This is a genomic window from Novosphingobium endophyticum, from assembly GCF_014640675.1.
GTDB classification, from domain to species: domain Bacteria; phylum Pseudomonadota; class Alphaproteobacteria; order Sphingomonadales; family Sphingomonadaceae; genus Novosphingobium; species Novosphingobium endophyticum.
The window spans coordinates 113,093-138,623 of record NZ_BMHK01000010.1 but is presented as its reverse complement, the minus strand read 5'-3'; the positions used below and the strand labels follow the sequence as shown (position 1 = coordinate 138,623).

The following is a 25,531-nucleotide window of genomic DNA, read 5'->3' as shown; positions in this document are numbered from 1 at the left end:
GCGTCATTAATCAACCACGATCTGGCTTCTACCCGGCCGGGATCAAATCGGAATGATGGCCGGGATCAGATTGGAATAGCCGACCGGGATCGTCGGAATCCGCAGTACATCATAGTGAAATCAATTTTGATAGGTTGACAATATGCGGAATTTGGATGCAGCATCATGTCGAGAATCCTCTCGTTAGAGGAGACGGAAACGGGGAGGTGGGTATGGTACGCGGGACACTTGCTGGGCGCCCTTGCCTCACCGGGCGCGGTTAGCGGTGCCGCGTCCGAGTCGATCTCTCGATAGGCTAGCGTCCAAAGTCGCTATCGTTACTGGCGGCGGCGGGATCGTCGCGCCAGACGCGCCGGGCATAGGCGAAGCGATCGCCTTGTTGTTCGGGTCCGAGGGGGCAAAGCTTTGCGTTGTCGATCGGGACCGCGCCCGCGCGAACCATACGGTCGACGCGATCACGCAGGCTGGAGGTATGGCGATCTCGGTTGAAGCGGACATCAGCTCCGCAAGCGGCTGCGAAACAGCGGTCGCGGACACGATACAAGCTTTTGGACGGGTGGATGTCCTCGTCAACAATGCCGCCATCCGGGAACGCGCGTCATCGAACGACACGCTCGATCAAGTGGGTTGGGAACAGGCCATCGCCGTAAATTTGACGGGGGCATGGCTGATGAGCCGTGCGGCTATTGCGGCGATGGCGACTTCGGATGGAGGTGTGATCGTCAACATTGCATCGGTTGCGGCGCTGCGCGCGCACGGATCGAACTTCGCCTACAGCAGTTCGAAGGCTGCGCTCCTCGCGCTTACGCGCGACCTCGCGGTCGCGCAGGGAAGGGCCGGAATACGCGTGAACGCGGTTTGTCCCGGTCATATGTTTACCCCGATCGTTGCCGACATGGATGCCGCCGCGCGAGCGCGCCGCGCCGCAATCTCACCGATCCGTGGCCCCGGCGACGCTTGGGATATCGCATCGGCATGCCTCTTTCTTGCCAGCGACGAGGCGCGCTTCATCTCGGGTACGACGCTCACTGTGGACGGTGGCGTCTCCTCGCTGGCGCCACTCCGTGCGGTGGATCTCATAATGGAGGACGAACAATGATAATGATCTCGTCGGATCGAGCCAGCGCGCGGTCAACCGGTCGATGAGCGGCGAAGATCGTCTCACGCGTGGCATCAGAACCTATCAGCGATTGCGCGGAAAGGAAGTAGCAAAGCCGCTCATCAACGCGGCCGAGGGCGATGATGCCGCAGCTGTGCGCGCCCGCTACGCGCTCGAGGCCTGCTTCGGGGATATATGGGACCGGTCCGGTCTGTGCCTGCGATCGCGCAGTTTGGTGACCTTGGGCATCTTGATTGCGCGTGCTTTGCCTGAAGAGCTCAAAAATCACTTCCGGATCGCTTTGCGAAATGGACTCACGCCGGATGAATTGTCCGAAGTGGTGCTGCATGCCACGCCCTATGTGGGATTCCCCGAGAGCGCCTTTGCCGTGCGCTGCCTGGAAGATGTGCTTCGTGAGCCTGTCGAGGGTAATGGCTCATGACCATGTCTGCCGTCCCGACTATCGACCCAAATGCAATCGAACCGCGAGGCATGCTGCGTGACAGTATGCCTGACATCGACGACAAGGCGGTGATCGATGCACGATATCGCGAAGATGGCTATCTGTTTCTCAAAGGGCTGTTACCCGTCGACGCAGTTGCGGCCGCGCGTGCGCGGATGTCCGCTCCGCTGGTCGCACGCGGCCTGGCCCGGATCGAGGGAGATCAGGTCTATTGGACCGGCGGTGACGCTCCAAGCCTTGCCGATGATGACGCCTCCTTCCAAGGCGTGTGCCAGACGTTGTTTGCCTGGCCCGGTGTCTTGGCAGCCTTTGAGCGCCTTCTGGGCGAACGCATGAGCGTCATTCCTATGGTCCAGTATCGTGCTTACCGTCCCGGCGGCCCACTCGGACGGGTCCATCAGGATGGCTTTTTCAGTCCCGGCATTCAGGGCTACCGGCCGCTGTGGATTCCGCTTGCACCCATCGATGCCGCCGTCGGCGGTCTGGCGGTTGCGGCAGGATTGACCGGCAAAGGCTATTTCCACCTCACGGACATGCCGCCAGCCTTCGACATTCCGGCGGATTGTGTGCCTGACACGGCGTGGCTGAGCGCGGACTATGTCCCGGGGGACGTCTTGGTGATTCACCCCGAGACACCGCATGTCGGCCTGCCCAATCGCTCCGACCGCGTTCGGCTGTCTCTGGACACGCGGATCCAATCGGCCGCCAACCCTTCGGTTCTGATTGGGGAGATACAGGCGATGGATATGGAAACGGTAACCCTTCGGTGTGAAGACGGCTCACCACGAACACTGCGGATCGACGCCAGCAGCTATCTGCGCACAGCCTATCCGTTGTCCCGGCGAATGACGCCTGAAGAGTTCGTTGCCGAAACGCCCGCCGGACTTCTGGTGCTTGCCTCATGCCAGGGCGACACGGCGCTGATGGTCCGCCGCGCGCAACCCGGTTGAGCAATTTATTCGGCCGCGTGGACCAGATCCAGTGCGCGCTGCAGATAGACCAGGTCCAGTTCACCCTTTTCGTCGGCGTTGGCTGCCGCAGCGTTTCCTGCAGCAGCGCGCTGGCGGATGCCGTGGAAGATGCCGGCGGTGCGCAGATGCGCGAAGACGAGATGGAACCGGGTCAGCCTGCGACCGTGCGTCGCCGCGGCGTCATAATCGGCGACGAATTCCTCGAACGTCGGAAGACCAAGAGCAGTCAAGTCGAGCCCGCGAAGGCCGCCATACTCATTGGGTGCGGTGTCCCACACAAACGACCAGATATGTGCCAGGTCCGATAGCGGATCGCCGATCGTGCATAGCTCCCAGTCGAACACGCCGGCTATTTTCGGTTCTTCCGCGCGGTAGATCACGTTGGTCAGCTTGTAGTCGCCATGGACGATCGAGAGCGTGTCGTCGGCGGGCAGTGCGTCCTCAAGCCAGGCGACTACGGCTGCAACCTTGTCTTGGGCCAGCGTCCAGCCGCGGCCCCACCGCGACACCTGTCGGGCAAGAAAGCTACCCGGACGGGCCATGGAAACAAGCTCCGTCGACTGCCAATCCACCGCATGAATGGCGGCGAGCACCTTGGCTAGCTCCCGATAATAACCACGACGCTGGTCGAGCGGAATGTTCGGCAGCGTTGCATCGTGGAACACCTCGCCATCGAGCCGCCCCATCATGTAAAATGCAGTGCCGACAACGGCGTCGTCATCCCGATAGGCAATCGGCTCGGGCAACGGAACGTCAGTCCCGTAAAGCGCTCGCAGGATGCGAAATTCCCGGCCGACGTCATGCGCTCCAGGCGCCAGCGTGCCGCCCGGCCGCTTGCGCAGCACCATCCGTCTCGCGCCCGCGGTGACAAAATATGTCGGGTTGGACTGACCGCCGCCAACGCGTTCAATGGTGACCCCGTTGGCACCGATACCCATAGTCTCCACAAGCCATGCTTGCAGCCGGGCCGGATCAAAATCGATTTCGGTCAGACCAGTGGCGGTATCCGTCATAAAAATCTCTCGTCTGAATGTGATCAGTTGGACCGCGTGTCGGCGTCGTGGGGATTGGCGGCCTTCCAATCGCGCTTTATCTTCTTGGCTAGAGACCATTTATGGACTTCGGTGGGACCATCGTAGATCCGAAATGCGCGGACTTCGCGGAACACCTGTTCGACGATGCTATCCTGCGAAACGCCCGATCCGCCCATTACCTGCACGCATCGGTCTGCGATCCGCATCAAGGCTTCGGACACCGCCACCTTCGTCATTGAACTCTCCGCGGTTCCAAGCGAGCCACTGTCGAGAACATCGGCGCACCAGTCGATCATCAGTTCCGCCTGTTGAAGATCGATCAGATTTTCGGCGAGCATGAAGCCGACGCCTTCATGATCGATGAGCGGCTTGCCGAACGCGTGACGCCAGTTCGCATAATCGGTCGCGATCTCCTGCGCCCGCGTGACTGCGCCAAGCCAGCGCATGCAGTGCGACAGCCGGGCAGGACTGAGGCGTATCTGAGCGTAGTGGAAGCCTTCGCCGCTGTTGCCGAGCATTTGGTTGGCCGGGACGCGAAGACCCCCAATCCGCACGATCGCATGTCCACCAGGCATCGAGCTGTCTATCGTGTTGGGTACGCGCTCGATCTGGATGGCGGGGTTGGGCAAGTCCACCAGGAAAAGGCAAGCGCCGTCTTCAGACTTGGCCATGATGATGCCGACGGCCGCGCCCTGCGCGCCGGTGATGAACGCCTTGCGACCGTCGATCACCCAATGGTTGCCGTCGCGCCGACATGTCGTCTTCATCATGGAAGGATCCGAGCCTGCACCGCCGTCGTGTGCCGGCTCGGTCATGAAGAAGGCCGATCGAGCGCGTCCCGAGACGAGCGGTTCGAGGAAGCGCTTTTGAAGTTCCGGCGTCCCGACCTTGCCGAGCAGGTACATATTGCCTTCGTCAGGCGCTGCGACGTTCACTGCGAGCGGGCCAAGTGGCGACAGGCCTGATTTTCGCAGGACTAGAGCCGTCTCCCGCTGGGTCAGGTGAGAGCCGTCGGGCAGGATATGCGGGGTCAGCACTCCCGCCGCGCGCGCCTTATCTCGCAACTCGGTTACGATTTCATCAGTCGGCGCACCATGATCGTCGCGGCGCGGATCCTTTTCATATGGAATGACGACGGTGCGGACGAATTTTTCTACTCGTCCCGCAATCTGCGCGGCCCGCCCGAGACCAATTCCCGTCACTGTGGCAACCTGGTCGTGAAATTACACATTTAAATCATACCTCTATATTTTATGCCCGATTAGTGTCACTAGTTGATGAAGTCGCTCGGTAGTAGTCGAGCGCTGGCAAGCGCCGTAGTCTAAGTATCGGAATCAGCGCCAAGACGAACATGGCCAGTGTTGACCACACCATCACCTCGTATGATCCGAATGCGTCGTAGCTGAAACTGCCGGCGACGGGGCCGATGCTGCTGGCAAGCGCCCAGCCGCCGGTAATAATCCCGAACAACCGGCCGAAACTCTTCAGGCCAAAAAAACGCGTGGCAAGATAGCCAACCACATCCACTTCCGACCCGGACGACAGCCCTAAAAGTATGGCGACGACGATTGCCAAAGCCGGGTAAGTGGGCAGCAGTATCAGCGTGCCTGACGCGAAAATCGGCAACATGAATGCACCAATCGCGATCATGAGCGGGTTGAACCGGTCGATGAGAACACCCGCGCTCACGCGGCCCACGACCATGCTGATCCCGATCATTATCGCCATGCCAGCAGCCTCTTGCGTCGTCCAGCCACTACCCATGAGGATCGGCACGAAATGAATGTGCAGCGCCGTGATTGCGAGCGTGAACAAGAAGGTCGCGATCAACAATCGTCGGTAATTTGCCGAACGCACGCCCTCTGGGAACGACACTCCGGATAGCGGTACAATTGTTTCGGTCGGATCGCCCGCGACATCAGCGCGGTGGATTCGGAAAAACAGGAACAGGACGGGCAGCACAATCAACAGGCCAAACGATGCAAGGCCCACATATGCCATGCGCCAACCGAACGCCTCGATCATCAGCCCGGCTGTTAATGGATAAACTCCGGACGCGATCGCCGTTCCGCTCAACGCGATTGCTATAGCCAGTCCGCGGTGCCGGCTAAATGCTGCTCCGATCGCCGTGCTCCAGACCGTGGCTGTGAGGCAAGAGCCGCCGGCGGCGAGGAATGCCCATCGCATCCACCAGCCCCAGATATTCCCGTCGGCTGTGGCGAGGGACGCCAATCCGGCGGAATACAAGATGGCACCGACAAGGGCGACGCGGCGCGGTCCCACCCGGTCCACAAAGGTGCCGACCACCACTGAGCCCACTGTGGTCAATATGCTGTAGATCGCGAAGCCGCCCGTGATTTGCGCGCGCGTCCAGCCGAATTCCCTCTGAATCGGCTCAAGGAATACGCCAAGCGAGTAGAAATGCACGACTGACAGCGCAACGCCGAGTACCGACGTCGCTACGACCGGCCACCCGTTCCGCCATTCGCCGTGCGGAAGGGGCGGGTGGCGGTCCTTCATGGCCCGTGCCGTCACCGCTTCGGCCTCGCAACTCGATTCAGCACTCACAGCCGCCCAGCAACGTCCGCCACTTCCTCGTACATGACGGCAGGCGTTCTCAGGGTGTCGAGGGCGTTGATCTGCTCAAGGTGTTCGATCACACTCTCACCCGAGACCACCTCATCGCTCGGCGCCAGCCATCCTTCGGTCACACCAACGACAACGCGCGCGTAGCGTCCCGCGCATATGGAAAAGGCTTCGCCGGTTAGCTCGCAGGCAGGGCTGGCCAAATACAGCATCATCGGCGAGACGCGCTCCGGCTCTCGATTGGCGCCTGCGAGCTTCGCACCAAGTTCTGCATCGATATAACGCGCATATTCATCGGCAATGTTCGGGATCGGATCTTGGTCGGTTATGGCACTTGCCGCGTAGGGAAGCAGGGCATTGACCCGGATGCCGTAAGACGCGCCTTCATAGGAAAGCGCCTTCATCAATCCGAAGGTACCCGCCTTGGCGGCGCAATAGTTGGCCTGACCCTGCAGACCGAACATCGCCGCACTCGAGCTGGTGAGCACCACGCGTCCATATTGCTGCGCCTTCATTGTCTTCCAGGCGGCCTGCGTAACGTAAATTGATCCCATCAGATGGACGTCGAGGACTTGCCGGAGTTGGTCGTCGCTCATGTCTTCGAACAGGGCAGGGCGCAAGAAACCGGCATTATTGACCACGATTTCAATGCCGCCCAGTTCATCGATGGCGCGGGTGACAATCTCTTCACCCGCGGCTCTGGTCCCGACCGGCGTGTAGCTCGCGACCGCTGTACCGCCGCCTTCCACGATCTGCGCAACGACCGAATCGGCCGAGGCCCGGTCAACGTCGTTGACGACCACCGCTGCGCCACGTCCCGCGAGTTCGAGCGCGTGCGCGCGACCAATGCCGCGACCTGCGCCGGTTACGATCGCCCGATGTCCATGGAGGGATAGTTCTGTCATCGTTGTCTCCTCTCACCCTGGGTCGCTGTCACGCCCGTCCCCTTCAAGGACATATAATCGGTTGAAAGACTTTTTCACATATTGCATAAACTGTCTAGTGAAACTGAGCGTGCGGAGGTTGGAGAGCGAAATGAAGGGCGAGACGGAAACGATAAGCGACGCGAAGATCGATACCACTCCTGTCCAAGCGGCGATGGACCATGCGATTGCGTCCGGCGCCGAGACTGGATTGCAAGTTTGCGCCTATCACCGTGGCCGCAAAGTCATCGATCTTTGGGGCGGCATCGCCGATCCGGCAACCGGGCGGAAAGTCGAATCCGACACACTTTTCAACGTCTATTCCGTGACGAAAGCGCTCACCGCAACCGCGCTGCACATTCAGGCGGAACGCGGGCTGGTTGATTATGACGCGCCGATCGCACAATATTGGCCTGAATTCGCCGCACATGGAAAGGAAAGAGCGACGGTCCGCGACGGATTGACGCACCGCGCCGGCGTACCGCAGATGCCGGCCGGCGTTACTCCCGAGATGATGTGCGATTGGGACGCTATGGTCGACGCTATTGCCGCGCTCGAGCCTCTCGCGACGCCTGGCGAAAAGACGCTGTATCAGTCCATGACATTTGGCTGGATTATCGGAGAGATCGTGCGCCGGAGTGATCCGGCGCAGCGTTCATTCCGCCAGTTCGTGCTCGACGAGATTGCGGCGCCACTTGGACTTTCCGATCTCTGGCTCGGTATTCCCGATGAGGCCGAGCCCCGGGTGGCGGTGATGACCAACCGCAATGCCGGCGATCCCCTGCCGGATGGTACGTCACTCTATATTCAGTCGATGCCATTGGCGGTTGCGCTGGTGCCCGAGGTATTTTCGAGGCCCGATGTTCGACGGGCGGCTATCCCGGGCGTTGGCGGAATCTTCAGCGCGCGCGATGAGGCTCGGTTCTGGGCGATGCTGGCAGAGGGTGGCGAACTTGACGGCGTACGCTTCCTGTCACCAGAACGGGTCGCTTCCTTCTCGGCCCCGCGATCGAATAGCGAGGAGCCCGATCCCGTCATGTTCGGCGTGCCGATTCCGATCAGCGCAGGAGGCTATTGGCTCGGCGGCCATCGCGTTACGAGCGATCGGGCGATTTGGCATCCCGGTGCGGGCGGATCAATTGGCTGGGCCGATCCCGACAATCGCCTCGCGGTAGCGATCTGCCATAATCGGATGTTCAACACGCGCGATCCCGCGCAGGACCCAATCTTGCCGATCACCCGTGCTATCGGGGTGGCGCTGGGGCTGGAAAGGACTGTGGCATGAAGCGCTGGATGTGCATGAGCTGCGGCTGGATCTACGATCAGGAAATCGGTGATCCCATGGGCGATATTCCTCCCGGCACCGCCTGGGAGGATATTCCGGACGATTGGAAATGCCCCGATTGCGGTGCGACCAAGGATTCTTTCGAAATGGTGGAGATCTGATCGGGTCACCGGGCGGCGTGAGCCGCCTGGTTGTTGAAGGTCCGGCCGCACGCTTTGCGAGTTCAGGCCGGATCGAACAACACGTGCAGATGCTCGGGCACCCGCATCATGCAACCGCGAATATCGGGTTCCGGCTTGTCGGGGTCGAGCCTCAGGTTAGGCAGACCGTCCAGGATCGCATTGACGGCGCGGGTCATTTCCAACCGGGCGAGGTGCTGCCCAATGCAGACGTGCGGCCCGGTTGCAAAGCCCAGGTGGCGATATTTGCCTTGCGGGCGCATAATGTCGAATTGGTCCGGGTTATCGAACTTGCTCGGATCACGATTGGCCGAGCCCAAGACCACATTGATGACGGAGTGCGCCGGGATCTTCGTGCCCTCGATTTCGGTGTCCTGCGTCGTCATCCGGAAGGTGTTGGTCACGGGACCGTCCCAGCGCAGCGCCTCATCAATCGCACGCGGAAGGAGCGCGCGATCTTCGCGCAGGGCAGCAAGCTGGTCGGGATTCCGCAGCAGGCCTGTCAGAAGGATGCTCGTCGCGCGGAAAGTCGTGTCCCCGCCTGCATTTACGAGTTGGCGAAGGAACGAAACGACGATTTCGTCGGGCAGCTTCTCGCCGTCGACCTCGACCGACGAGAGATGCGTGACGATGTCGATATCGGAGTTCTTCCTGCGATAGTCGACAAGCTTTTGAAAATATACGCCGAGTTTCTCGGTCGCTTCGAACCCCTGTTCGATTCCGACCTGCGAAAGCGTCTGTGCTACGGCCAATTTGTGGAACACGGGCGCCTCCGCGGGCGGGAGCCCGAGTTGCGCGTAGATCACCTGGAAGGGGTAATGGACCGTGAACTCCTGCACGAGGTCGGCCGACCCGCGATGGGCAAAATTGGCCATGAGCTTATCGACCACCGGGCTGACCACCTCGTCGCCCCATTTGGCGACGACCTGGGGTAGGAAGGCCTTCTGAAAAATCCGCCGGTATCGGGAATGCTCGGGTGGATCCATCGTCGAAATGCTTCGGCCGAACGACTTGCCCAGCGTCTCCTTGAAGGCTTCGTTGCTGAAAACCTCAGGCATAAGCAGCAGTTTGGCAATGGGGTCATAGCCGAAGACCGAGAAGTGCTTTTCCTGGCTATGTCCGGTGAAAGGCACGACATCGAAGATCGCGCGGTAATTGACCTCATGTACCGGCGCCTCGCGGCTCATCTGCGCGATCTTGGGATAGGGATCACGCACATCGCCGTCGCGGGGAGTCGTAAACGGATCCCAGTCGGGGTCGTCCAGGTCAATGATAGATGGCATCGGGTCCATAACAACAATCTCCTAAGTAGTTTGGCCCATGCGCGACGGGCGGCAATGCCTGGGGACGGCCATCATCGCCTCTCTGCGAGGATGATGTCGCTTGCGCGCCACGCCATCGCCATTGCTGGAGCATTTGTATTACCCGATACAAGCGTTGGCATGATCGAGATATCGGCGATCCTGAGGCCCTTGAAACCCCGTACCCGCAATTGCGGGTCCACGACGGACCGTGGGTCGCTGCCCATGCGGCAGGTACCCGCGGCATGCTGGCCGCTGCGGCCGATCCGGTGAAACGCGTCGATAATCTCATCGTCGCTCGAAACTTCCTGTGGTCCCGGATAGGTTTCGCTAACGACAAACGGGGCGAGCGCGGGCTGGGCGAAAAGACGACGCAGCATCCGGAACAGCCGGACCGACGCCGCTGCATCCTCTTCGGCGCTTAGATAGTTGGGATCGATCAGCAGCGGCGCTGCCGGATCCTTACTGGTAACTTCCAGCGATCCGGCGCTCTGGGGTCTCATCACATAACCGCCGCAAAGTGCGCCAGGATGTGGCTCCGTGCGATAACCGGCGAACTCGCGGTCGATCGACATCGGTCCCATGCCGAACTGTGCGTCGGGGCGCGCGAGATCGGGACGAGATTTTGCGAACGCCCCAACCTCGAACGCTGCCGAAGCGATCGGCCCATTTCGGAAGAGCGCGTAGCGGGCCACGCTCAAGGCGAGACCGAAACCGGAGAAAGCATGGTTTTCACTGCCGGTGCGCACGCGGAACTGAGCGTTGAGTAGCCTATGATCCCTGAGGTTTCTGCCGACATCGGGGCTATCTTGCACGACTTCGATGCCGACGGAGCGAAGGAGCGGGGCAGGGCCGATGCCGGACAACTGCAGGAGCTTGGGTGTGTTCAGCGCGCCGGCGCATAGCACCACTTCGCCGTGGCAGCGCCACTCGCGAAGGCCGGCAGTGCCGCGCGTCCGTACACCGCTTGCCCGTTTGCCCTCGAACAGAATGCCAGTAGCTTCCTCGCCCGTCACGACACGCAAATTGGGCCGCCGCCGGGCGGGACGCAGGAACGCGGTGACGGCACTTTGGCGGCGACCTTTCCAGATCGTCCTGGGCTGATAGCCCATTCCTTCGCCATCAAGTTCGTTAAGGTCCTCGACTGTCGACAGACCGATCTCGCGGCCTGCGGCTATCATCGCTTCGCACAACGGCTGTCGGGTCGGATGTAGAGTGACTTTCAGCGGACCGCCGACGCCGCGACCTCCGCCTGGCCCCAGCGCATGGTCCTCCATTTCGGCGAAGCACCGTCCAAGATCACTCCAGCCCCAGCCATCGCAGCCCAGCGCTTCCCATTCGTCATAGTCACTTGGGAGCCCGCGCACATAAACCATGCCGTTGACTGAACTCGATCCTCCCAGCACGCGCCCGCGCAGCCAGGTTTCGGGATCCTTATAGTCGCCAGTCTTGACCGGCTGATAGCTCCACAGGAGGCGACCATTGGTGAGCGTTTTACCGAAACCCCGCGGGACATGGATCAGGGGGTTGCGGTCGGGACCGCCCCCCTCGATGAGCAGCACCGACACGCGCGGGTCTTCCGACAGCCGGTATGCCATCACGCAGCCCGACGATCCCGCGCCGATAATGATGTAATCAAAACTTTCCAGGCGACGCTCGCGAATCATAGGGGTTTAACAATGCAGCAATCTCTATTGCCATATTTCACTATGATGAAGATAATTTCAAGGGGCTGATGTGCTTGAGCTTCGGCCGGGCAGACGGGCTCGGCCTTGCAGGCCAGCTTGCCGAACACGGTCGGTCATGATGCGTCATTAACGGCTATTGGCTCAAATCGCTCTCCAATTGGGGCGTTGGCACCGCTCAGATGGCGAGCGACGATATATCCAAAGACGGCCGATGCACCGATGCTTGCCCCGGCCCCCGGGTAGTGGCGTCCGAAGACCGGTGCAGTGCAGTTTCCCGCGGCGAACAGCCCAGGGATGATCGACCCATCGGCCCGCTTCACACGGCCGAGCTCATCGGCCACTAACCCGCCCGCTGTGCCGACATCCCCTAGCTGGATTGGGGTGGCGTAGAACGGTGCCTTGTCAATGGGCGCGAGGCAAGGGTTTGGGCTGTGCGTCGAATCGGCATAGTAGCGGTCGTAATGGCGGTCGCCGCGACGAAAGTCCGCGTCGCTACCCGTCGCGGCGAAACCGTTGAATCGATCCACCGTTTGTCGCAGCGTCGCTGCCGGCACCTTACACTGCGCCGCGAGCGCTTCGATCGTTTTGGCTGTCTTGAAATAGCCGCCTTGCTTCCATGATTTCGGGGTCTGGAAAGACAAGAGGCCGCCCCATGCATAATGAGCGCGCGCGCGATGATCGAGGATCGCCCAGCTGGGAATGGCTGCGACCGACTTGTTCCGCTCCACCATGCGGCGCCCGATTTCCATATAGGAACCCGACTCGTTCACGAAGCGGTGCCCCTCCTGATCGACCAGAATCACGCCGGGCTTGGCAAGATCGGCGACATGGATCAGCGGCTTGCCACTGGGATCCTTGCTCATCGGGACCCACCAGGCCTCGTCCATGACGTCGACCGCGGCGCCAAGCGCCACAGCTTGTTCGATCACTTCGCCTGTGTCGCCCGGATTGGCGATCGTAAAATCCGCGCTGCCACCGTCCGGCTGATGACGCTTGCGCATCGCATTGTTGCGGGAAAAGCCGCCCGCGCACAGCAGGACGCCTCGCTTCGCACTAATCCGGGTAGTCCTGCCCACGCGCCGAGCCCGGACACCCGCAACGCGTCCGTCCTCCATGATGAGATCCGTTACCTCGGTGTCGGGCAGGATGGGAATCTTGCGATGAAGGCACGCGAGAAGGATGTAGCTCTGCATACCCGCTCCAGCCCCCAGCCAGGTCTTTCCGAGCACCCGCTGAAGCGCCATTCGGAAGGCCAGTCGCACGAGCGCCACTTTGCCCGACAGTGCGGCTTGCGCTAGCAGGATGTGCCGCAGCTCGGTTCCGCGCATCGGATACCGGTAGCCGCTGCCTTGCAGCCGGGGCAACCAGGTGCCGAGCCTGCCTCCGTCAAACAGGTCGACTTCCAGGGACCGGCCCCCGGCTTTACCGCCCGGAAGCTCGTCGTAATAGTCAGAGCGGTTATCGCAATGCCGCCAGCGGACACCGGCATCCTGAAGGAAGGTGACTACCTCCGAAACAGAATTCACATACGCGCGCTGCCGTTCCTGCGTGGCACCAGCGCCGCCGTTGCCATCCTCGAGCGCGCGCAAATACTGCAGTGCTTCTTCCGGAGAATCCGACACACCTGCGGCTTGTTGGACAGGATTCGCCGGTGCCCAGATCTGCCCGCCTGACATCGCGGTCGATCCTCCGACCTGCGACTGCTTCTCCAGAACCACGACTCGCAGTCCGTCCGCATGGGCTCGGAGCGCGGCAACGAGGCCACCAGCGCCGCTGCCAACAACAACCAGATCCACCTCCTCGATCGCCACTTCAGTCAAGCCCATTCTCCATCACGAGCCCTATACCCGCTTGCCACAAGCTGAAACATCATTCACGATAATGCAACATATTATGCCTTGCCTCAGGCCATGAGTGGCACTCAACGGGGATTTGGAGATGGGTCTTGAAGTTCGATGATTCACGGTTCGCAGAGTTTGGTTTGATCGCCCCTTCAGCGCGATGTCCCGTACCCCAAGGTCCGCAGACACTGGCTGAAATCCTTGACGCGGCGGTTCGCCATTCACCCGACAGCGAAGCACTTGTCGGGCGGCACGCACGGCTAAGCTATGCGGAACTCGACCGCATGGTCGATGCCGCAGCAGCCGGTTTCATCGCTGCCGGCATCGCACCGCTGGACCGGATTGCGGCCACCGGGCCAAACGGGCCGGACCTTGTCATCGCATTTCTCGCATGCATGCGCATCGGCGCCATTTGGGTTGGTATGAATGCCGCTCTCGCGCCGCCGGAAAAAAGTGCGCTGCTTCGCGCCTCGCAAGCGCGATTGTTGCTTGCGGATGCCGCCACCATCGCGGGTGTTGCTGCGCTTGGATCTGCGCCGGCCACCGTTGTGATGAATGCCGATGGCGGGCCGGATGCATGGTCCGATCTCCTGCGAACGCATAATGGGGCCCCCCGCCAAACCATTGCGATCGATCCATGGGCGCCTGCGATTATCGCATATACAAGTGGCACGACGGGCGAGCCCAAAGGTGTCGTCCACAGCCAGCACAACTTCATCACGGTTTGTGCAAACGCCATTGACCGTGGCCAACGGGGGCTGTCGGGGCGTCGCGCTGCGGGCCTCCCCATGACCATACCAAATGTGATGCTACGCGGCCCCCTTCTGTCCCTCTATACCGGTGGGACCTATGTGTGCGTTGATGCGGCGCACGCGCATGGGATCGCCGATTGGATCGATCGCGAGAAGATTGAGTCGATCGCGATTGTCGCCACTGTGCTTCATGATCTGCTGTTCGATCCCACAGTGGATCCAAACCAACTCCGGACACTGGCCTACCCGATCATTGGCGGCGGCAGTCTGCCAGAACGCCTGCAGGAAGCCTATCAAGAGCGGTTCGGTAAGAACGTCCAGTTCACCTATGGCCTTACCGAAGCGCCAACAGTCGTGACGGAAACCGATCCTGATGTACCGATCCGGCGAGGGGCCTCCGGCAAGCCCTTGCCGCACATCGATCTCGCCATCCTTGACGAGGCCGGATCGCCGTTACCTGCTGGTGGGGAAGGCGAGATATGCTTGCGTGCCGTTCGAGCCGGACCTTGGGCAGGCGTCTACACGCCGGCGCTCGGTTACTGGATGCAGCCCGAGAAATCGGCCGCGCTATGCCATGATGGATGGATGCATACCGGCGATATCGGCAGCCTGGACGGCGACGGTAATCTGTTCGTACTCGATCGGCGCGGAGATCTCATCGTGCGCGGCGGGGGCAATGTTTATCCAGCGGACGTCGAACGTGTGCTGGTAGCGCTCGACGCCGTCACTACCGCCGCGGTGATCGGCGTGCCGGACGACCGCCTTGGCGAGCGCGTCGCGGCCGTGGTGGAACTGGCTCCCGGCGTCCCTGCCACTGCCGCGACCATTATCAATCTGCGCGATGCCTGCACTGAGGAACTCGCGAAGTACAAGGTGCCGTCAGACTGGTTTGTCGTCGATGAGATGCCACGCAATCCCATGCGCAAGATCGTTAAGCCGCGCCTCGCGGCCATGATACAGGAAGGGGTACTTCGAAGCATTGCGGTGCCCAAATCCGTGCGGGCCGGTGAGGGCTCGCAGAAAGAGGGCGGTCGGTGAGCACTGTCGCCCAGGCCGCGCGCTCGCCGTTGGCCGGTGTAGGCTGGATGCTCGCGGCCGCGGTGACGTTCACACTCGCCATGTCGCTCGTGCGCACGCTCGGCGAAGATTATAGTCCGGCGGTGCAGGCCTTCTACCGCCAGTTGGCGGCGTGCATTGTCCTACTGCCTCTCGTCCTTCGGGGCGGCTGGCGCAAGACCATGAGCGTTCCCCGCCCGGGGCGACTATTCTGGCGCTCTGCGCTAGCCTCGCTGGCACTGATTCTGACCTTCTATTCCTATCAGATGCTTCCGCTGGCAGAAGCAAATGCCCTCTCGTTCACCCGAACCTTGTGGGTGGTGCCGCTGGCGGCGCTGTTTCTCAAGGAAACGCTGGGCTTTTCGCGTGTCGGTGCCGTTGCGGTCGGTTTTGGGGGCGTGCTCGTCATACTGGATCCCGCGCATTTTACTCTCGGCCTGCCGCAGGTGGCGGCACTTGCAGCTTCGCTCATGTTCGCCATCACGATCCTGGAAATGAAGCGGTTGTCGCGGGATCACGAGCCGCTCACCATCCTGGCGTGGTCGGCCATGATCGCGCTGCTGTTCACCCTCCCGATTGCCTTGTTGGAATGGCGTTGGCCTTCGTGGGGCGACCTGGCGCAATTGTTCGCAATGGGCGCGCTTGGGGCGGTGACGCAGGGCCTGTATTTGCGAGGGCTCTCGTCCGGTGATGCGGTAGTACTCGTTCCGGTAGATTATTCCCGCCTCGTGTTCGCCGCCATTTTTGGGTATCTGTTTTTCGGCGAGATCATAAGCCTGCAGACGCTGGTGGGCGCGACGATCATCATCGGATCAACCTTGTTCCTTTCCTGGGATGAGCATCGCGTCGCTCGGGCTTCAGTCGTAACAGAAGGCACGGTTGTGTAGCCAGGAAGGCTCTGACACAACGCAAGTTTGACGCGACTTCCAATGGGTAGAAAAAGATTATATAGGGTTGAATTCGGCTTCACGAGATGGCGACGCTCCGCCGCTCCAGCCCACCCATCAATAGGATGCGTATAATGACAAACATTTCCGCTGAGACCGAACAGGGGAATTTCGAGCCGGTTGAGAGCTATCAGGATATTCTGGATCGGGACACGCGCCCCGTGCCCGAAATCTTTCGCGAAGTTACGCACGCCGATGCGGGCTGCGGGCCGATTCCGGCGTCGCGCTACACTTCGGCAGACTTCTTTCAGCTCGAAGTCGAAAAAGTATGGCTCAAAACCTGGCAGTTCGCCTGTCTTGAAGATGATCTGCCGGACGCAGGCGATACCTATGTCTATGATCTGGTCGGACGCTCGGCGATCGTCATTAGGCAAGCCGATGGATCGATCCGGGCCTTTCTAAACGCCTGCCGCCACCGCGGGCGTAAGCTGGTTACGGAGAATGGTTGCCGAGGCATGGTGCGCTGCCCTTATCACGGGCTTACCTGGAACACCGATGGCTCCTTTAAGGTCAACCCGTTCAAATGGGATTTTCTGCATGTCGACGATTCCGACTTTGGCCTGTTCCCGGTCCGCTGCGAGTCGTGGGCCGGCTTCGTCTTCATTAATTTCGACGCAGACGCGGCACCGCTGCTGGATCTGATCGCCCCGATTCCGAAGCACTTCGAACGGTGGCGCATCCAAGATTGTTACAAATCTGCGCACGTCGGCAAGGTCATGCCGGCGAACTGGAAGGCCTGTGCGGAGGCCTTCCTCGAATCCTATCATGTGCTTGCCACTCACCCACAGGCGGCGCCATTCGTGTCGAGCGAGGGCGGGCAATACGACGTGCTTTCCGACCATGTCACCCGCTTTCTTTCGCCGACCGCGGTCGCCAGCGTGCTTGCCGGAACCGGTCTGGATGAGCGCGGCAGGATCGAGGCGATGACGACGGTGGGATCGCGCGCGGGCACGGGCGCCCAGCGAGAGGTTCTCGACGGCATCACCGCGCGCCAATATGTCGCTGATCAAGCCCGCGAGTTGGTGGCGTCCAAGACGGGTATCGACTTCGATCAAGCCTCCGATGCTGAGATGATCGACGGCATTGCCTACGACTTCTTTCCCAGCTTTCATTTGTGGGGCGGCTTTGCGCAGAAGATTTGTTACCGCTTCCGGCCCGACGGCACGAACCATGAGCGGACGCTCATGGAAGTTATGCTGTTCGAACTCGCACCCCAGGGGCAACCTAAACCGACGCCCGCACCATATCGGCTGCTCGGGCCAGAGGATGATTGGGCGCTTGCCACGGAACTCAACTATTTGTCCGGCATCTACGGGCAGGACGAATCCAACCTTGGACCGGTTCAGGAAGGGTTGAGGGCGCTTGGCGATGGCGACCTGCAGTTCAGCCGGTATGGGGATCTGCGATGCCGGCACCTCCATCGCATGATCGATCGGTATCTGGCGGCGTGAGCCAGTCGGCCGCCGGCCGGACCCTTATCTTACCGCCGGCAGCTTGGGCCGAAGGGGCGCGGTAGCCCCAGGCCCGGCCCCGTAGAGCGCATCATTTCGCCGGAGCAGACTTCCTGGACGGCGTAGTTGTCGCCTTTCGAGCGCGCGGCTTGGCGGTCGTCGCGGATGCAGGGAGCGAACGGCTCGAATATTTTTTGACAAGCGGCAACAAGCGTTCCGCCAGTTTGGCCGCATTGGGCTCAATTCGCTGGCTTGGACCCATGATGGTGACGGCATAGGCTGAATTGTCGATCAAAAGCGGGACGGAGACAGCGGCAAGATCGGGATAGGATTCGCCGAAGCCGAAGAACCAGCCCAATTCGCTCGACGTCTCAATCTCCCGCACGAGCTTGCTGCGGGAGGTGATCGTCCTGCGCGTGTTCTTTTCGAGAGGCGCCTGCATCAGCAAGGCATCGATCTCCTCGGGATTCAGGAGGCTCAGTAGCGCCTTGCCCGTGGCGGTCGCGTGAAGCGGGCGGATTCTGCCGACGCGCACCGTGGCTCGCACCGGCTGACTCGATTCGGCGACACTGAGATAGATCAGGTTGGCGCCCTGCCTTTTTGCCAAGGTAACAGTTTCAGAGGTTTCATCGCGCAGCTTTTCGATATCGGAGTTCAGCCGCATCGCTACAAAATCTTGTTCGCCGATCATGTTGCAGATCTCACGCATCCGACCGGTCGGATAATAGAGATTGCGACCTTCTTCGAACAAATAACCCTGGTTCAGCAATGTGCGAATTATCAGTAGACAACTCGACGCTGGTACCCGAATCTTCGACGCAAGCTCGGAAAGTGTCAGGGGGTGTTTGGTGTCGGCGAACACCTCGAAGACCCGTAAAGTGCGAACAGTCGTTTTTACGTCAGACATCAATCTGCCTTGAATTTTCGCCCATGTGGCCCACGAATGAGAATGCCAAATCGCATAACCAACTGCGTGAGCCGCGGAACAGCATCAGAGCGTCCTAAGCCATAGGACGAGTTGTTCGCAATGATGTATTTCTGCGCGGCCCACTGAATGACGCTCAGACCGGGTCCCAAGCGAAGATATCGCTTGAGACTTGCAGAGGAATAAGGCTCGGGCGGATGGCCGGGAGTAGCTCGTCGGCGAGGGAACCGACCGTCCAGCCATCCGACCGATGCAGCGAGCGGATCGGGCGGGGGAGTGAGAAAAGGAAAATCTCATTCTTGCGCACGCAGAATATCTGGCCGTTCACCTCGTCAGCAGCGTCCGAGCAGAGAAAGGCAACCATCGGTGCGACCTTGTCGGGCGTCATGGTCTTGAGCCGTTCCACCCGCTGTTTTTGATCTTCGGTTTCGGCGGGAATGCTCTCGGTCATTCGGCTCCAGGCGAATGGTGCAACGCAGTTCGACCTCACGCCGAAACTACGCATGTCGAGCGCGATCGAGGTCGATAGTCCGACAATCCCCATTTTTGCGGCGGCATAGTTGGCTTGCCCGACATTACCGATCAGTCCCGACGTGGATGTCATGTGAACGAACGCGCCGCTGCCCTGCGCGCGAAAGTGGGGCGCCGCGGCCCGGGCGAGATGGTAGCTGCCGTCCAGGTGCACATCGACGACCGCTTGCCAATCGTCGGCGCTCATCTTGTGGAAGATCCGGTCGCGCGAAACGCCGGCATTGTTCACGACACCGTCGATGCGACCGAACGCGTCGAGCGCTGACTGGACTATCGAGGCCGCGCCATCCGGATCAGCTACGCTGGCGAGGTTTGCCACTGCCTGGCCGCAAGCGCTTGTGATCTGGGCGCACACATCGCCGGCCGGGCCGGCGTCGCCGCCATCGCCGCTCAACGAGCCGCCAAAGTCGTTGACGACCACGGCCGCCCCTTCGCGCGCACATAGCAGAGCGATTTCCCGGCCAATTCCCCGGCCGCCGCCGGTAACAGCGATCACTTTGCCCTCAAGCATTTTCGCTTGTGTCATCCTGGTGTTCCTTTCGTTGATCACATGTCATTTCGAATTGCGGACCATTCCGCATCCAGCATGGCGCGCCATTCCGGCGCGGCGATGGAGATCAGTGCGGCCGCGCGATCGTCGATCGCCAGGCCGCGCAGATCGGCGGCGCCATGCTCGGTAATCACAAGTTCAACCTCCGATCGAGGCAACGATACGGTTGGCGTCCGAAGCCGGGGCACGATACGCGAGATCGTTCCGCCCTTCGCCGTGGCGGGGAGCAGGATCAACGAGCGGCCGCCGGCCGACAACTGCGCGGCCCGCGCGAAATCCGGTGCCCCGCCAACGCCGCTCGAGAGTCGCCCGCCCTGCCATTCAAGATTGGCCTGGCCGAGGAGATCGACCTCGATCGCCGAGTTGATCGCAGTGAAACGCTCGAATGAGGCCAGGCGCGGAAGGTGATGCGTGATCGAAGTAGGTGCAAGCGTTATCCGGCCGCTGGCGGACAACCATTCGTAGAAAGTGCGCGATCCATAGGCGATGCCGGCAACATGCTGAAGGTCGGGGGCCAAGGCGCCCGATTCTTCAAGTAGCCTGACGCCATCGGTGGCCATGCCTGACTGGAGCTGAAGATTTCGATGTGAGGACAATCGCTGCCAGATTGCGCCGGGCGTTCCACCAATACCGACCTGAATAGTAGCGCCGTCGGGGACATACTCCGCAGCAATCTGCGCGATAGAGTCCTGATGCTGATTGTCGGTTGCCGCTGCAGCCTGAATGACAGGTCCCGCCATCTCGACGACGAGGTCAGCATCGGCAAGATCGATCTTCGGTCCGGCAATATCTGGCATATCCGGGTTGACGAGGGCGACACGCACGCGTGCGTTGTCCCAGGCGATCGAAGTGAAATCGGCGGCGATTCCCAGCGACGCTCGCCCATCCGCGCAAGGTGGCGCGACATGGGCGATCGCGACGTCGAGTTGCGGTCCGCTCGCCAACTGGCGAGCAATGGCACTGTAGGACATGGGTATCGTGCTCACCCGCCCTGCCTCGAAAGAGCCTCGAAGGGCAGGGGGCAGTAGGAAGGTCGTCACCCGGGCTTCGTCATCGAGCGCAGCGTAATCGAAGCTGTTCATGCCAGGGAGCAGGCAACTCACCAGGTTGACGCCCCGCATGCGTCCCGGGTCGGCCTTTAGCGCGTCGATAAGAGCGAGTGACTCGCCGGACGCTCCGGGCAGGTATATCGTGCGGCCAGGCCTGAACAGATCGAGCAGCGGTTCGATCATGGAGCTTCGAATACCGCTGCGATACCCTGACCGCCGCCGATGCACATTGTCTCCAGACCGTAGCGCGCCCCGCGCCTGCGCATTTCATAAAGCATGGTCGTCATCATGCGGACACCGGTGGCGCCGATGGGGTGGCCGAGCGATATGCCTGAACCGTTGACGTTGATTTTGGACAGATCGTCAAACTGCCAGCCTTTCAACACTGCCAGCACCTGGACTGCGAACGCTTCGTTGATTTCGACAAGGTCGATCCGGTCCCAGTCGAAGCCAATCCGGTTGAAGAGTTTCGCAACGGCCGGCACCGGCCCGATTCCCATCCTTGACGGATCGCAGCCCGCCGCGGCCCAGCCCACCAGGTAACCCAGCGGTTCAAGGCCCAGCGAATCAAGCTTGTCCTCGCCCACGATCAGGCACGCAGCGGCCGCATCATTCTGCTGACTGCTGTTCCCCGCAGTCACTGTGCCGCCCTTCATGAGCGGTCGCAGTGCCGCGAGGCTTTCGACGGTCGTTTCACTGCGCACACCTTCATCGCGATCGATAATGATCGGGTCGCCGCGCTTCTGCGGCACAGGCACGGGTACGACCTCCTCGGAGAACCGCCCATCGGCCCAGGCAGCCGTCGCCCGCTGCTGGCTGGTGGCGGCGAAAGCATCAGCCATCTCACGCGTGATGCCATAGTCATTCGCGAGGTTTTCGGCGGTTTCGATCATGCCGCTGATGACCCCGAACCGCTCCGCTGGTTGGGATCGTTCGCGGCCGCGATCGAGGCGATCGTAAAGCTGCACTGTCCCCGCGCGCGCGCCCTGCCGCATCGAAGTCGTGTAATATTCGATGTTCGACATGCTCTCGACGCCGCCTGCGAGCACCACGTCGGCAACTCCGGTCTGGACCATCATCGCGGCATTGGCGATGGCCTGTAGGCCACCTCCGCAGCGCCGATCCACCTGCGAGCCCGGAACTTCGATCGGAAGCCCGGCAGCCAACGCTGCCCAGCGCCCAATGCAAGGCGCTTCGGAATTGGCGTAGCTCTGTGCGAAGACGACGTCGTCGATCTGTCCAGGATCGATTTTGCTGCGTTCGACAACTGCCGCGATAATGTGCGCGGCAAGACGCTCTGCGAGTAGGGGGGAGAGTCCGCCGAGAAAGCGCCCCACAGGGGTTCGCAACGGGGAAACTATAGCGGCACGTCTCATGTTCGCTCCTGATGCAGTGCAGGGGGTCAGTTGCCCTCAAACTTTGGGGTGTCCTTCTCGGTGAAGGCTACGGCTGCGCGGTAATGGTCCTTGCTCAGATAGGTCTGGGTCTCGAAGCCGAGATGGGCCTCGATCACGCCTTCCAGCATCTTCCGCAGCAGCAGGTTGATTGATGCCTTGGTCCCATTGATCGCGGCAGGCGCGCTGTCCAGGAGCCGGTTCACCAGGGCATCCACCTTGGCGTCAAGCGCCTCGACCGTGGGCGCGCTGTCGTGGATGAGGCCCATTTCGGCGGCCTCTTTTCCGGTCATCGCATCGCCGGTCATCAGATAATGTCGCGCCCGAGCAAAGCCGATCAGGATTGGCCACATGAGTGCGCCGCCGTCACCGGCGGTGAGGCCGACCTTGACGTGGGTGTCGGCAATTTTCGCCGAATCGAGCATGAACCCGAAGTCGGAAAGCACTGCGAGAGTGGCGCCCAGGCCCATGGCATGACCGTTGATCCGTGCAATCAGCGGTCGCTCGAGCCGAAGCAGACCATAAACGATCTCCTTGGCTTCCCGCATGCTGCCCACCCATTCGTGATGAGCGCCCTCTTCGATGCGGGTCCGCATCCGCTGGATGTCGCCGCCAGCAGAAAAAGCCCTTGTTCCCGCGCCCGTAATTACAACCACCGCCACCTCCGGATCGCGGTTGATGTCTTGGAACAGGCGCGCCAACTCTGCGTGCATCGGACGGGAGATCGCGTTCATCGGCGGATTGTCGAGGGTGATGGTCAACACCCGTTCATGCCGCTCAATGCGCAGTGCCTCGTAACTTCCGTAGTCCATGCTCTCGTCTCCCTTCACGCTGCGACAGTGCTGCTGCGGTTTGGCGCCTCGGCCCTTTGCGATGAAACCAAAATCAACCTCATCGCACCTTCGCTTTATGCTAAATGATGAAACTGGTTTGCACCAGATGAATTCCCTACTATGAGACTCGGGATGGAAAATGCAATGGCGACGATAAAGGGAACTCGCGAGTGACTGAAGTGCGGCTACTTGCAAACGGTATGGTCGGGAACGGCTTTTCGTACCGCGGATTCGAGGCGGGGCTTGCGCGAATGCCGCATATGATCGGGTGCGACGCGGGCACGTCCGACTATGGTCCGGGCCCATTGGGCGGCGGCAGGAGTATCAAACCGGCTTCAAGTGTCCGGCGCGATATGGACATCATGTTGCGCGGCGCGCGCAAGCTGAACATCCCGCTCATTTTTGGCAGCTGCGGGGTGGCAGGTGCGGCGCCGCACCTCGAAGAAACCTGTGCGATCATGAAGGATGTTGCCCGTGAAGCCGGCCTGAACTTCCGCATGGCGATTATCCATTCCGACCAGAGCAAGGAAAGCGTCAAATCCGCGCTTGATCGTGGCGACGTCCGTCCGCTTGGCAATTTCTCGCACCTGACGGCGGAGCGGGTTGACCAAAGCGCGCATATCGTGGCCATGGCGGGCGCAGCTCCATTCATGGACGCACTGGAGGCGGGCGCTGACGTTATACTGGCGGGACGCGCCACCGACCCGGCAATATTCGCCTGCGTCGCGTTGCGCGCCGGCATTCCGCCGGGAGTTGCGTGGCATGCGGCACGCAGCATCGACAAGGGCAGCTTAGCGACGACCGATGTCGGCGGCGGCAGCCCGGTGCTGGCGACAGTCACCGATGATGGCTTCATTATCGAGCCAACGAAGATTGGCTCCGTCTGTACGGTGAAAAGCGTATCGGCCCTCACCATGTACGAAAATCCCGACCCCTGGTCGATTCATCAGCCTTCAGGCGCGATCTCGACCCAGTTCGCCAACTTCGAGCAATTGGACGAGCGGCGGGTGCGGGTGACCGGCAGCCAGTTCACACCGGCGCCACGTCCGACGGTGAAGCTCGAAGGCGCGCGCATTGTCGGCTATCGCTGCTCCAGCATCGTGGGCATTCGCGATCCACGCCTGTTGGCGGCCCTCGACGACTTTCTGGATCGACTGCGCGATCTTACGAACCGCGGAGCCCACAGCGTTGGCATCTCGCAGGACGAATATTCTCTGACGTTTCGTGTGTATGGGCGAAACGCGGTGATGGGCGACCGGGAGCCGATGCGTGACGCGCCGATCCACGAGGTTGGATTGCTGATCGACGTCGTCGCGCGGACCGAGGCGCAATCAGAGACGCTACTGCAGCGTTGTCTCTCCTCCGGTGCCAAGCTCGAACCCGTCGTCGGCATCCCGGCGGGCGGCAATTTTGCGGCACCTTTCTCGCCAAACCTGCTGCGCCTTGGTCCCGTGTTCGAGTGGAGTGCATGGCACCTGCTGGAGGTCGACGATGAACGCCAGCCGTTCAAGCTCGAGATTGTGGAGATTTGAAAGACATGCCGATTCGACTTGGGGACTTGGCGCCGGGCCTGAAGTGTCGCAATGCCGGGGCGAGCTGGCTGACCTTCGATATTCCCTTTAGCACGCTTGAAGATCTGGAGCTGGTCATTCGTTCCGGAGCGATCAATGAGCGGATGATCGCGGAGATTTATGGCGTCCCCTTTGAGCACGTGAGTATCTACGTCTACAAACCTGCCGTGGCGATTAAGGTTACACTCCCGCGTGCAAGCGCGGCGGGCGGTGTTGACGAATCCGATTTCGACGGTGCGCAACAATTTGCGCCGTTGCTTGATGTCGAGATCGCCTGAGGCGACCATCGAGCTGGGAGGCGAAATGGACTTCGAAACAATCAAACTCGACTGTGACGGCGGAGTCGCCCGGTTGACGTTCAATCGCCCTGAGCGACGCAATGCGTTCATCGTCAGGATGCATGAAGAGATTCATCTGGCGCTTGATGCAGCACTGGCGGACCCTGCCACTCGACTTCTCACGATCACGGGCGCTGGAAGCGCCTTTTGCGCTGGACAAGATCTTGCGGAACGCGATGCGGGCGCGGCCGAGATCGATCTCGGTGCGAACATCGAGCAATATTATAATCCGTTGATCACCCGGCTGGTTTCGCTGCCGGTGCCGTATTTGTGCGCCATGAACGGCGTCGCCGCGGGCGCGGGAGTCGGCATTGCGCTGGCGGCGGATCTTTGCATCGCCCGCCGCAGTGCTCGCTTCGTCCAGGCATTTTCCACGATTGGCCTGGTGCCGGACGCCGGTTCGTCATGGCATCTTCCAAGAAGCGTAGGTATGGCTCGCGCAATGGGCTTCACTCTTCTCGGCGAACCTCTGAGCGCTGACCTCGCTGCGGACTGGGGTATGATCTGGCGCGCAGTCGACGACGACCAGTTCGATACCGAAGTGCACCGTATCGAACAACAACTCGCGACCGGACCTACGCGTGGGCTGGTGCTGGCGAAGCAGGCACTGCGCGCCGCGACGTCCCAACCGCTTGCAAGCCAGCTCGAGATGGAGCGCGACGGTCAACGCGCGGCAGGCCGGACGCAGGATTATCGCGAAGGCGTGACCGCGTTCAAGGAGAAGCGCCAAGCCGGCTTCATCGGGCGGTGAACACCGACCGCCC

Annotated in this window: 23 protein-coding genes; 11 read left to right on the top strand and 12 right to left on the bottom strand. The window is 61.1% G+C overall.

All coding sequences use genetic code 11. From position 1 onward, the window contains the following. The first annotated feature begins 265 nt into the window (after positions 1-265). From IEX32_RS09665 to IEX32_RS09655, 3 genes are all read left to right on the top strand, one after another. On the top strand, positions 266-1,099 hold the full coding sequence (locus tag IEX32_RS09665; protein WP_188770884.1) for an SDR family NAD(P)-dependent oxidoreductase: 834 nt from the start codon (positions 266-268) through the stop codon (positions 1,097-1,099). 43 nt (positions 1,100-1,142) lie between these two features. Beyond that, entirely contained in the window at positions 1,143-1,541 is a 399-nt protein-coding gene (locus tag IEX32_RS09660; protein ID WP_188770882.1) for a carboxymuconolactone decarboxylase family protein, read from the top strand. 65 nt (positions 1,542-1,606) lie between these two features. Continuing rightward, entirely contained in the window at positions 1,607-2,512 is a 906-nt protein-coding gene (locus tag IEX32_RS09655; protein ID WP_229736284.1) for a phytanoyl-CoA dioxygenase family protein, read from the top strand. Positions 2,513-2,517: 5 nt separating this feature from the next. Here IEX32_RS09655 and IEX32_RS09650 read toward each other — a convergent pair whose 3' ends face one another. From IEX32_RS09650 to IEX32_RS09635, 4 genes are read right to left on the bottom strand one after another with little or no spacing between them, the layout of a single operon-like run. Further along, positions 2,518-3,546, bottom strand: coding sequence for a phosphotransferase family protein (locus IEX32_RS09650; RefSeq protein ID WP_188770878.1), 1,029 nt, complete (start codon positions 3,544-3,546; stop codon positions 2,518-2,520). Between the two features lie 23 nt (positions 3,547-3,569). Continuing rightward, positions 3,570-4,769, bottom strand: coding sequence for an acyl-CoA dehydrogenase family protein (locus tag IEX32_RS09645; protein WP_373285436.1), 1,200 nt, complete (start codon positions 4,767-4,769; stop codon positions 3,570-3,572). A gap of 49 nt (positions 4,770-4,818) precedes the next feature. After that, positions 4,819-6,087 (bottom strand): MFS transporter, encoded by a 1,269-nt coding sequence (locus tag IEX32_RS09640; RefSeq protein ID WP_188770876.1) that lies wholly within the window; start codon positions 6,085-6,087, stop codon positions 4,819-4,821. Positions 6,088-6,131: 44 nt separating this feature from the next. Next, the gene (locus IEX32_RS09635) at positions 6,132-7,058 is read right to left on the bottom strand and encodes an SDR family NAD(P)-dependent oxidoreductase (protein WP_188770873.1); all 927 of its coding nucleotides are present in this window, start codon (positions 7,056-7,058) and stop codon (positions 6,132-6,134) included. 130 nt (positions 7,059-7,188) lie between these two features. Between IEX32_RS09635 and IEX32_RS09630 the strand changes: the two genes are divergently transcribed. Then, positions 7,189-8,361, top strand: a complete 1,173-nt coding sequence (locus IEX32_RS09630; protein WP_188770870.1) for a serine hydrolase domain-containing protein — start codon at positions 7,189-7,191, stop codon at positions 8,359-8,361. After that, a complete protein-coding gene (locus tag IEX32_RS09625) occupies positions 8,358-8,522 on the top strand; it encodes a rubredoxin (RefSeq protein ID WP_188770868.1) in 165 nt (54 codons plus the stop codon). Before IEX32_RS09630 ends, IEX32_RS09625 begins: the two co-directional genes overlap by 4 nt. A gap of 62 nt (positions 8,523-8,584) precedes the next feature. Here IEX32_RS09625 and IEX32_RS09620 read toward each other — a convergent pair whose 3' ends face one another. From IEX32_RS09620 to IEX32_RS09610, 3 genes are all read right to left on the bottom strand, one after another. Next, positions 8,585-9,832, bottom strand: a complete 1,248-nt coding sequence (locus IEX32_RS09620) for a cytochrome P450 (RefSeq protein ID WP_188770866.1) — start codon at positions 9,830-9,832, stop codon at positions 8,585-8,587. A gap of 62 nt (positions 9,833-9,894) precedes the next feature. Then, positions 9,895-11,508, bottom strand: a complete 1,614-nt coding sequence (locus IEX32_RS09615; RefSeq protein WP_188770864.1) for a GMC family oxidoreductase — start codon at positions 11,506-11,508, stop codon at positions 9,895-9,897. Positions 11,509-11,642: 134 nt separating this feature from the next. Then, positions 11,643-13,340: an FAD-dependent oxidoreductase gene (locus IEX32_RS09610; protein ID WP_229736286.1), complete on the bottom strand. Its 1,698-nt coding sequence runs from the start codon at positions 13,338-13,340 to the stop codon at positions 11,643-11,645. Between the two features lie 134 nt (positions 13,341-13,474). Between IEX32_RS09610 and IEX32_RS09605 the strand changes: the two genes are divergently transcribed. The 3 genes from IEX32_RS09605 (at position 13,475) to IEX32_RS09595 (ending at position 17,576) form a co-directional block, all read left to right on the top strand. Continuing rightward, positions 13,475-15,160, top strand: a complete 1,686-nt coding sequence (locus IEX32_RS09605; protein ID WP_188770860.1) for a class I adenylate-forming enzyme family protein — start codon at positions 13,475-13,477, stop codon at positions 15,158-15,160. Then, positions 15,157-16,065: a DMT family transporter gene (locus IEX32_RS09600; protein ID WP_229736283.1), complete on the top strand. Its 909-nt coding sequence runs from the start codon at positions 15,157-15,159 to the stop codon at positions 16,063-16,065. The genes IEX32_RS09605 and IEX32_RS09600 overlap by 4 nt, the downstream gene beginning before the upstream one ends. An 86-nt stretch (positions 16,066-16,151) precedes the next feature. Then, positions 16,152-17,576, top strand: coding sequence for an aromatic ring-hydroxylating oxygenase subunit alpha (locus IEX32_RS09595; RefSeq protein WP_188770858.1), 1,425 nt, complete (start codon positions 16,152-16,154; stop codon positions 17,574-17,576). Between the two features lie 91 nt (positions 17,577-17,667). On the opposite strand, the gene IEX32_RS09590 is transcribed toward IEX32_RS09595, so the two are convergent. The 5 genes from IEX32_RS09590 to IEX32_RS09570 form a co-directional block, all read right to left on the bottom strand. Continuing rightward, complete coding sequence (locus IEX32_RS09590) at positions 17,668-18,483, bottom strand: IclR family transcriptional regulator (RefSeq protein ID WP_188770856.1); 816 nt, start codon at positions 18,481-18,483, stop codon at positions 17,668-17,670. 154 nt (positions 18,484-18,637) lie between these two features. Beyond that, positions 18,638-19,543 carry an SDR family oxidoreductase gene (locus tag IEX32_RS09585; protein WP_188770907.1) on the bottom strand — a complete coding sequence of 302 codons (906 nt, stop codon included), beginning with the start codon at positions 19,541-19,543 and terminating at the stop codon, positions 18,638-18,640. A 35-nt stretch (positions 19,544-19,578) separates the two neighbouring features. After that, positions 19,579-20,814, bottom strand: coding sequence for an acetyl-CoA hydrolase/transferase family protein (locus IEX32_RS09580; RefSeq protein ID WP_229736282.1), 1,236 nt, complete (start codon positions 20,812-20,814; stop codon positions 19,579-19,581). Beyond that, complete coding sequence (locus tag IEX32_RS09575) at positions 20,811-22,007, bottom strand: acetyl-CoA C-acetyltransferase (protein ID WP_188770852.1); 1,197 nt, start codon at positions 22,005-22,007, stop codon at positions 20,811-20,813. Before IEX32_RS09575 ends, IEX32_RS09580 begins: the two co-directional genes overlap by 4 nt. A 26-nt stretch (positions 22,008-22,033) precedes the next feature. Beyond that, positions 22,034-22,837, bottom strand: a complete 804-nt coding sequence (locus IEX32_RS09570; RefSeq protein ID WP_188770850.1) for an enoyl-CoA hydratase/isomerase family protein — start codon at positions 22,835-22,837, stop codon at positions 22,034-22,036. Between the two features lie 191 nt (positions 22,838-23,028). On the opposite strand from IEX32_RS09570, the gene IEX32_RS09565 reads away from it, so the two are divergent. From IEX32_RS09565 to IEX32_RS09555, 3 genes are read left to right on the top strand one after another with little or no spacing between them, the layout of a single operon-like run. Continuing rightward, positions 23,029-24,390, top strand: coding sequence for an acyclic terpene utilization AtuA family protein (locus tag IEX32_RS09565; protein ID WP_188770848.1), 1,362 nt, complete (start codon positions 23,029-23,031; stop codon positions 24,388-24,390). A 5-nt stretch (positions 24,391-24,395) separates the two neighbouring features. After that, positions 24,396-24,707, top strand: coding sequence for a DUF4387 family protein (locus IEX32_RS09560; protein ID WP_188770846.1), 312 nt, complete (start codon positions 24,396-24,398; stop codon positions 24,705-24,707). Positions 24,708-24,732: 25 nt separating this feature from the next. Beyond that, a complete protein-coding gene (locus IEX32_RS09555; RefSeq protein WP_188770844.1) occupies positions 24,733-25,518 on the top strand; it encodes an enoyl-CoA hydratase-related protein in 786 nt (261 codons plus the stop codon). Positions 25,519-25,531: the final 13 nt, after the last annotated feature.

What these genes read in the sequence shown, in the direction of transcription:
- IEX32_RS09660 (WP_188770882.1), top strand. Translation starts at nt 1,143, where the DNA reads ATGAGCGGCGAAGATCGTCTCACGCGTGGCATCAGAACCTATCAGCGA.
- IEX32_RS09655 (WP_229736284.1), top strand. Translation starts at nt 1,607, where the DNA reads ATGCCTGACATCGACGACAAGGCGGTGATCGATGCACGATATCGCGAA.
- IEX32_RS09650 (WP_188770878.1), bottom strand. Translation starts at nt 3,546, where the DNA reads ATGACGGATACCGCCACTGGTCTGACCGAAATCGATTTTGATCCGGCC.
- IEX32_RS09640 (WP_188770876.1), bottom strand. Translation starts at nt 6,087, where the DNA reads ATGAAGGACCGCCACCCGCCCCTTCCGCACGGCGAATGGCGGAACGGG.
- IEX32_RS09635 (WP_188770873.1), bottom strand. Translation starts at nt 7,058, where the DNA reads ATGACAGAACTATCCCTCCATGGACATCGGGCGATCGTAACCGGCGCA.
- IEX32_RS09630 (WP_188770870.1), top strand. Translation starts at nt 7,189, where the DNA reads ATGAAGGGCGAGACGGAAACGATAAGCGACGCGAAGATCGATACCACT.
- IEX32_RS09625 (WP_188770868.1), top strand. Translation starts at nt 8,358, where the DNA reads ATGAAGCGCTGGATGTGCATGAGCTGCGGCTGGATCTACGATCAGGAA.
- IEX32_RS09620 (WP_188770866.1), bottom strand. Translation starts at nt 9,832, where the DNA reads ATGGACCCGATGCCATCTATCATTGACCTGGACGACCCCGACTGGGAT.
- IEX32_RS09615 (WP_188770864.1), bottom strand. Translation starts at nt 11,508, where the DNA reads ATGATTCGCGAGCGTCGCCTGGAAAGTTTTGATTACATCATTATCGGC.
- IEX32_RS09595 (WP_188770858.1), top strand. Translation starts at nt 16,152, where the DNA reads ATGGCGACGCTCCGCCGCTCCAGCCCACCCATCAATAGGATGCGTATA.
- IEX32_RS09590 (WP_188770856.1), bottom strand. Translation starts at nt 18,483, where the DNA reads ATGTCTGACGTAAAAACGACTGTTCGCACTTTACGGGTCTTCGAGGTG.
- IEX32_RS09585 (WP_188770907.1), bottom strand. Translation starts at nt 19,543, where the DNA reads ATGCTTGAGGGCAAAGTGATCGCTGTTACCGGCGGCGGCCGGGGAATT.
- IEX32_RS09580 (WP_229736282.1), bottom strand. Translation starts at nt 20,814, where the DNA reads ATGATCGAACCGCTGCTCGATCTGTTCAGGCCTGGCCGCACGATATAC.
- IEX32_RS09575 (WP_188770852.1), bottom strand. Translation starts at nt 22,007, where the DNA reads ATGAGACGTGCCGCTATAGTTTCCCCGTTGCGAACCCCTGTGGGGCGC.
- IEX32_RS09570 (WP_188770850.1), bottom strand. Translation starts at nt 22,837, where the DNA reads ATGGACTACGGAAGTTACGAGGCACTGCGCATTGAGCGGCATGAACGG.
- IEX32_RS09560 (WP_188770846.1), top strand. Translation starts at nt 24,396, where the DNA reads ATGCCGATTCGACTTGGGGACTTGGCGCCGGGCCTGAAGTGTCGCAAT.
- IEX32_RS09555 (WP_188770844.1), top strand. Translation starts at nt 24,733, where the DNA reads ATGGACTTCGAAACAATCAAACTCGACTGTGACGGCGGAGTCGCCCGG.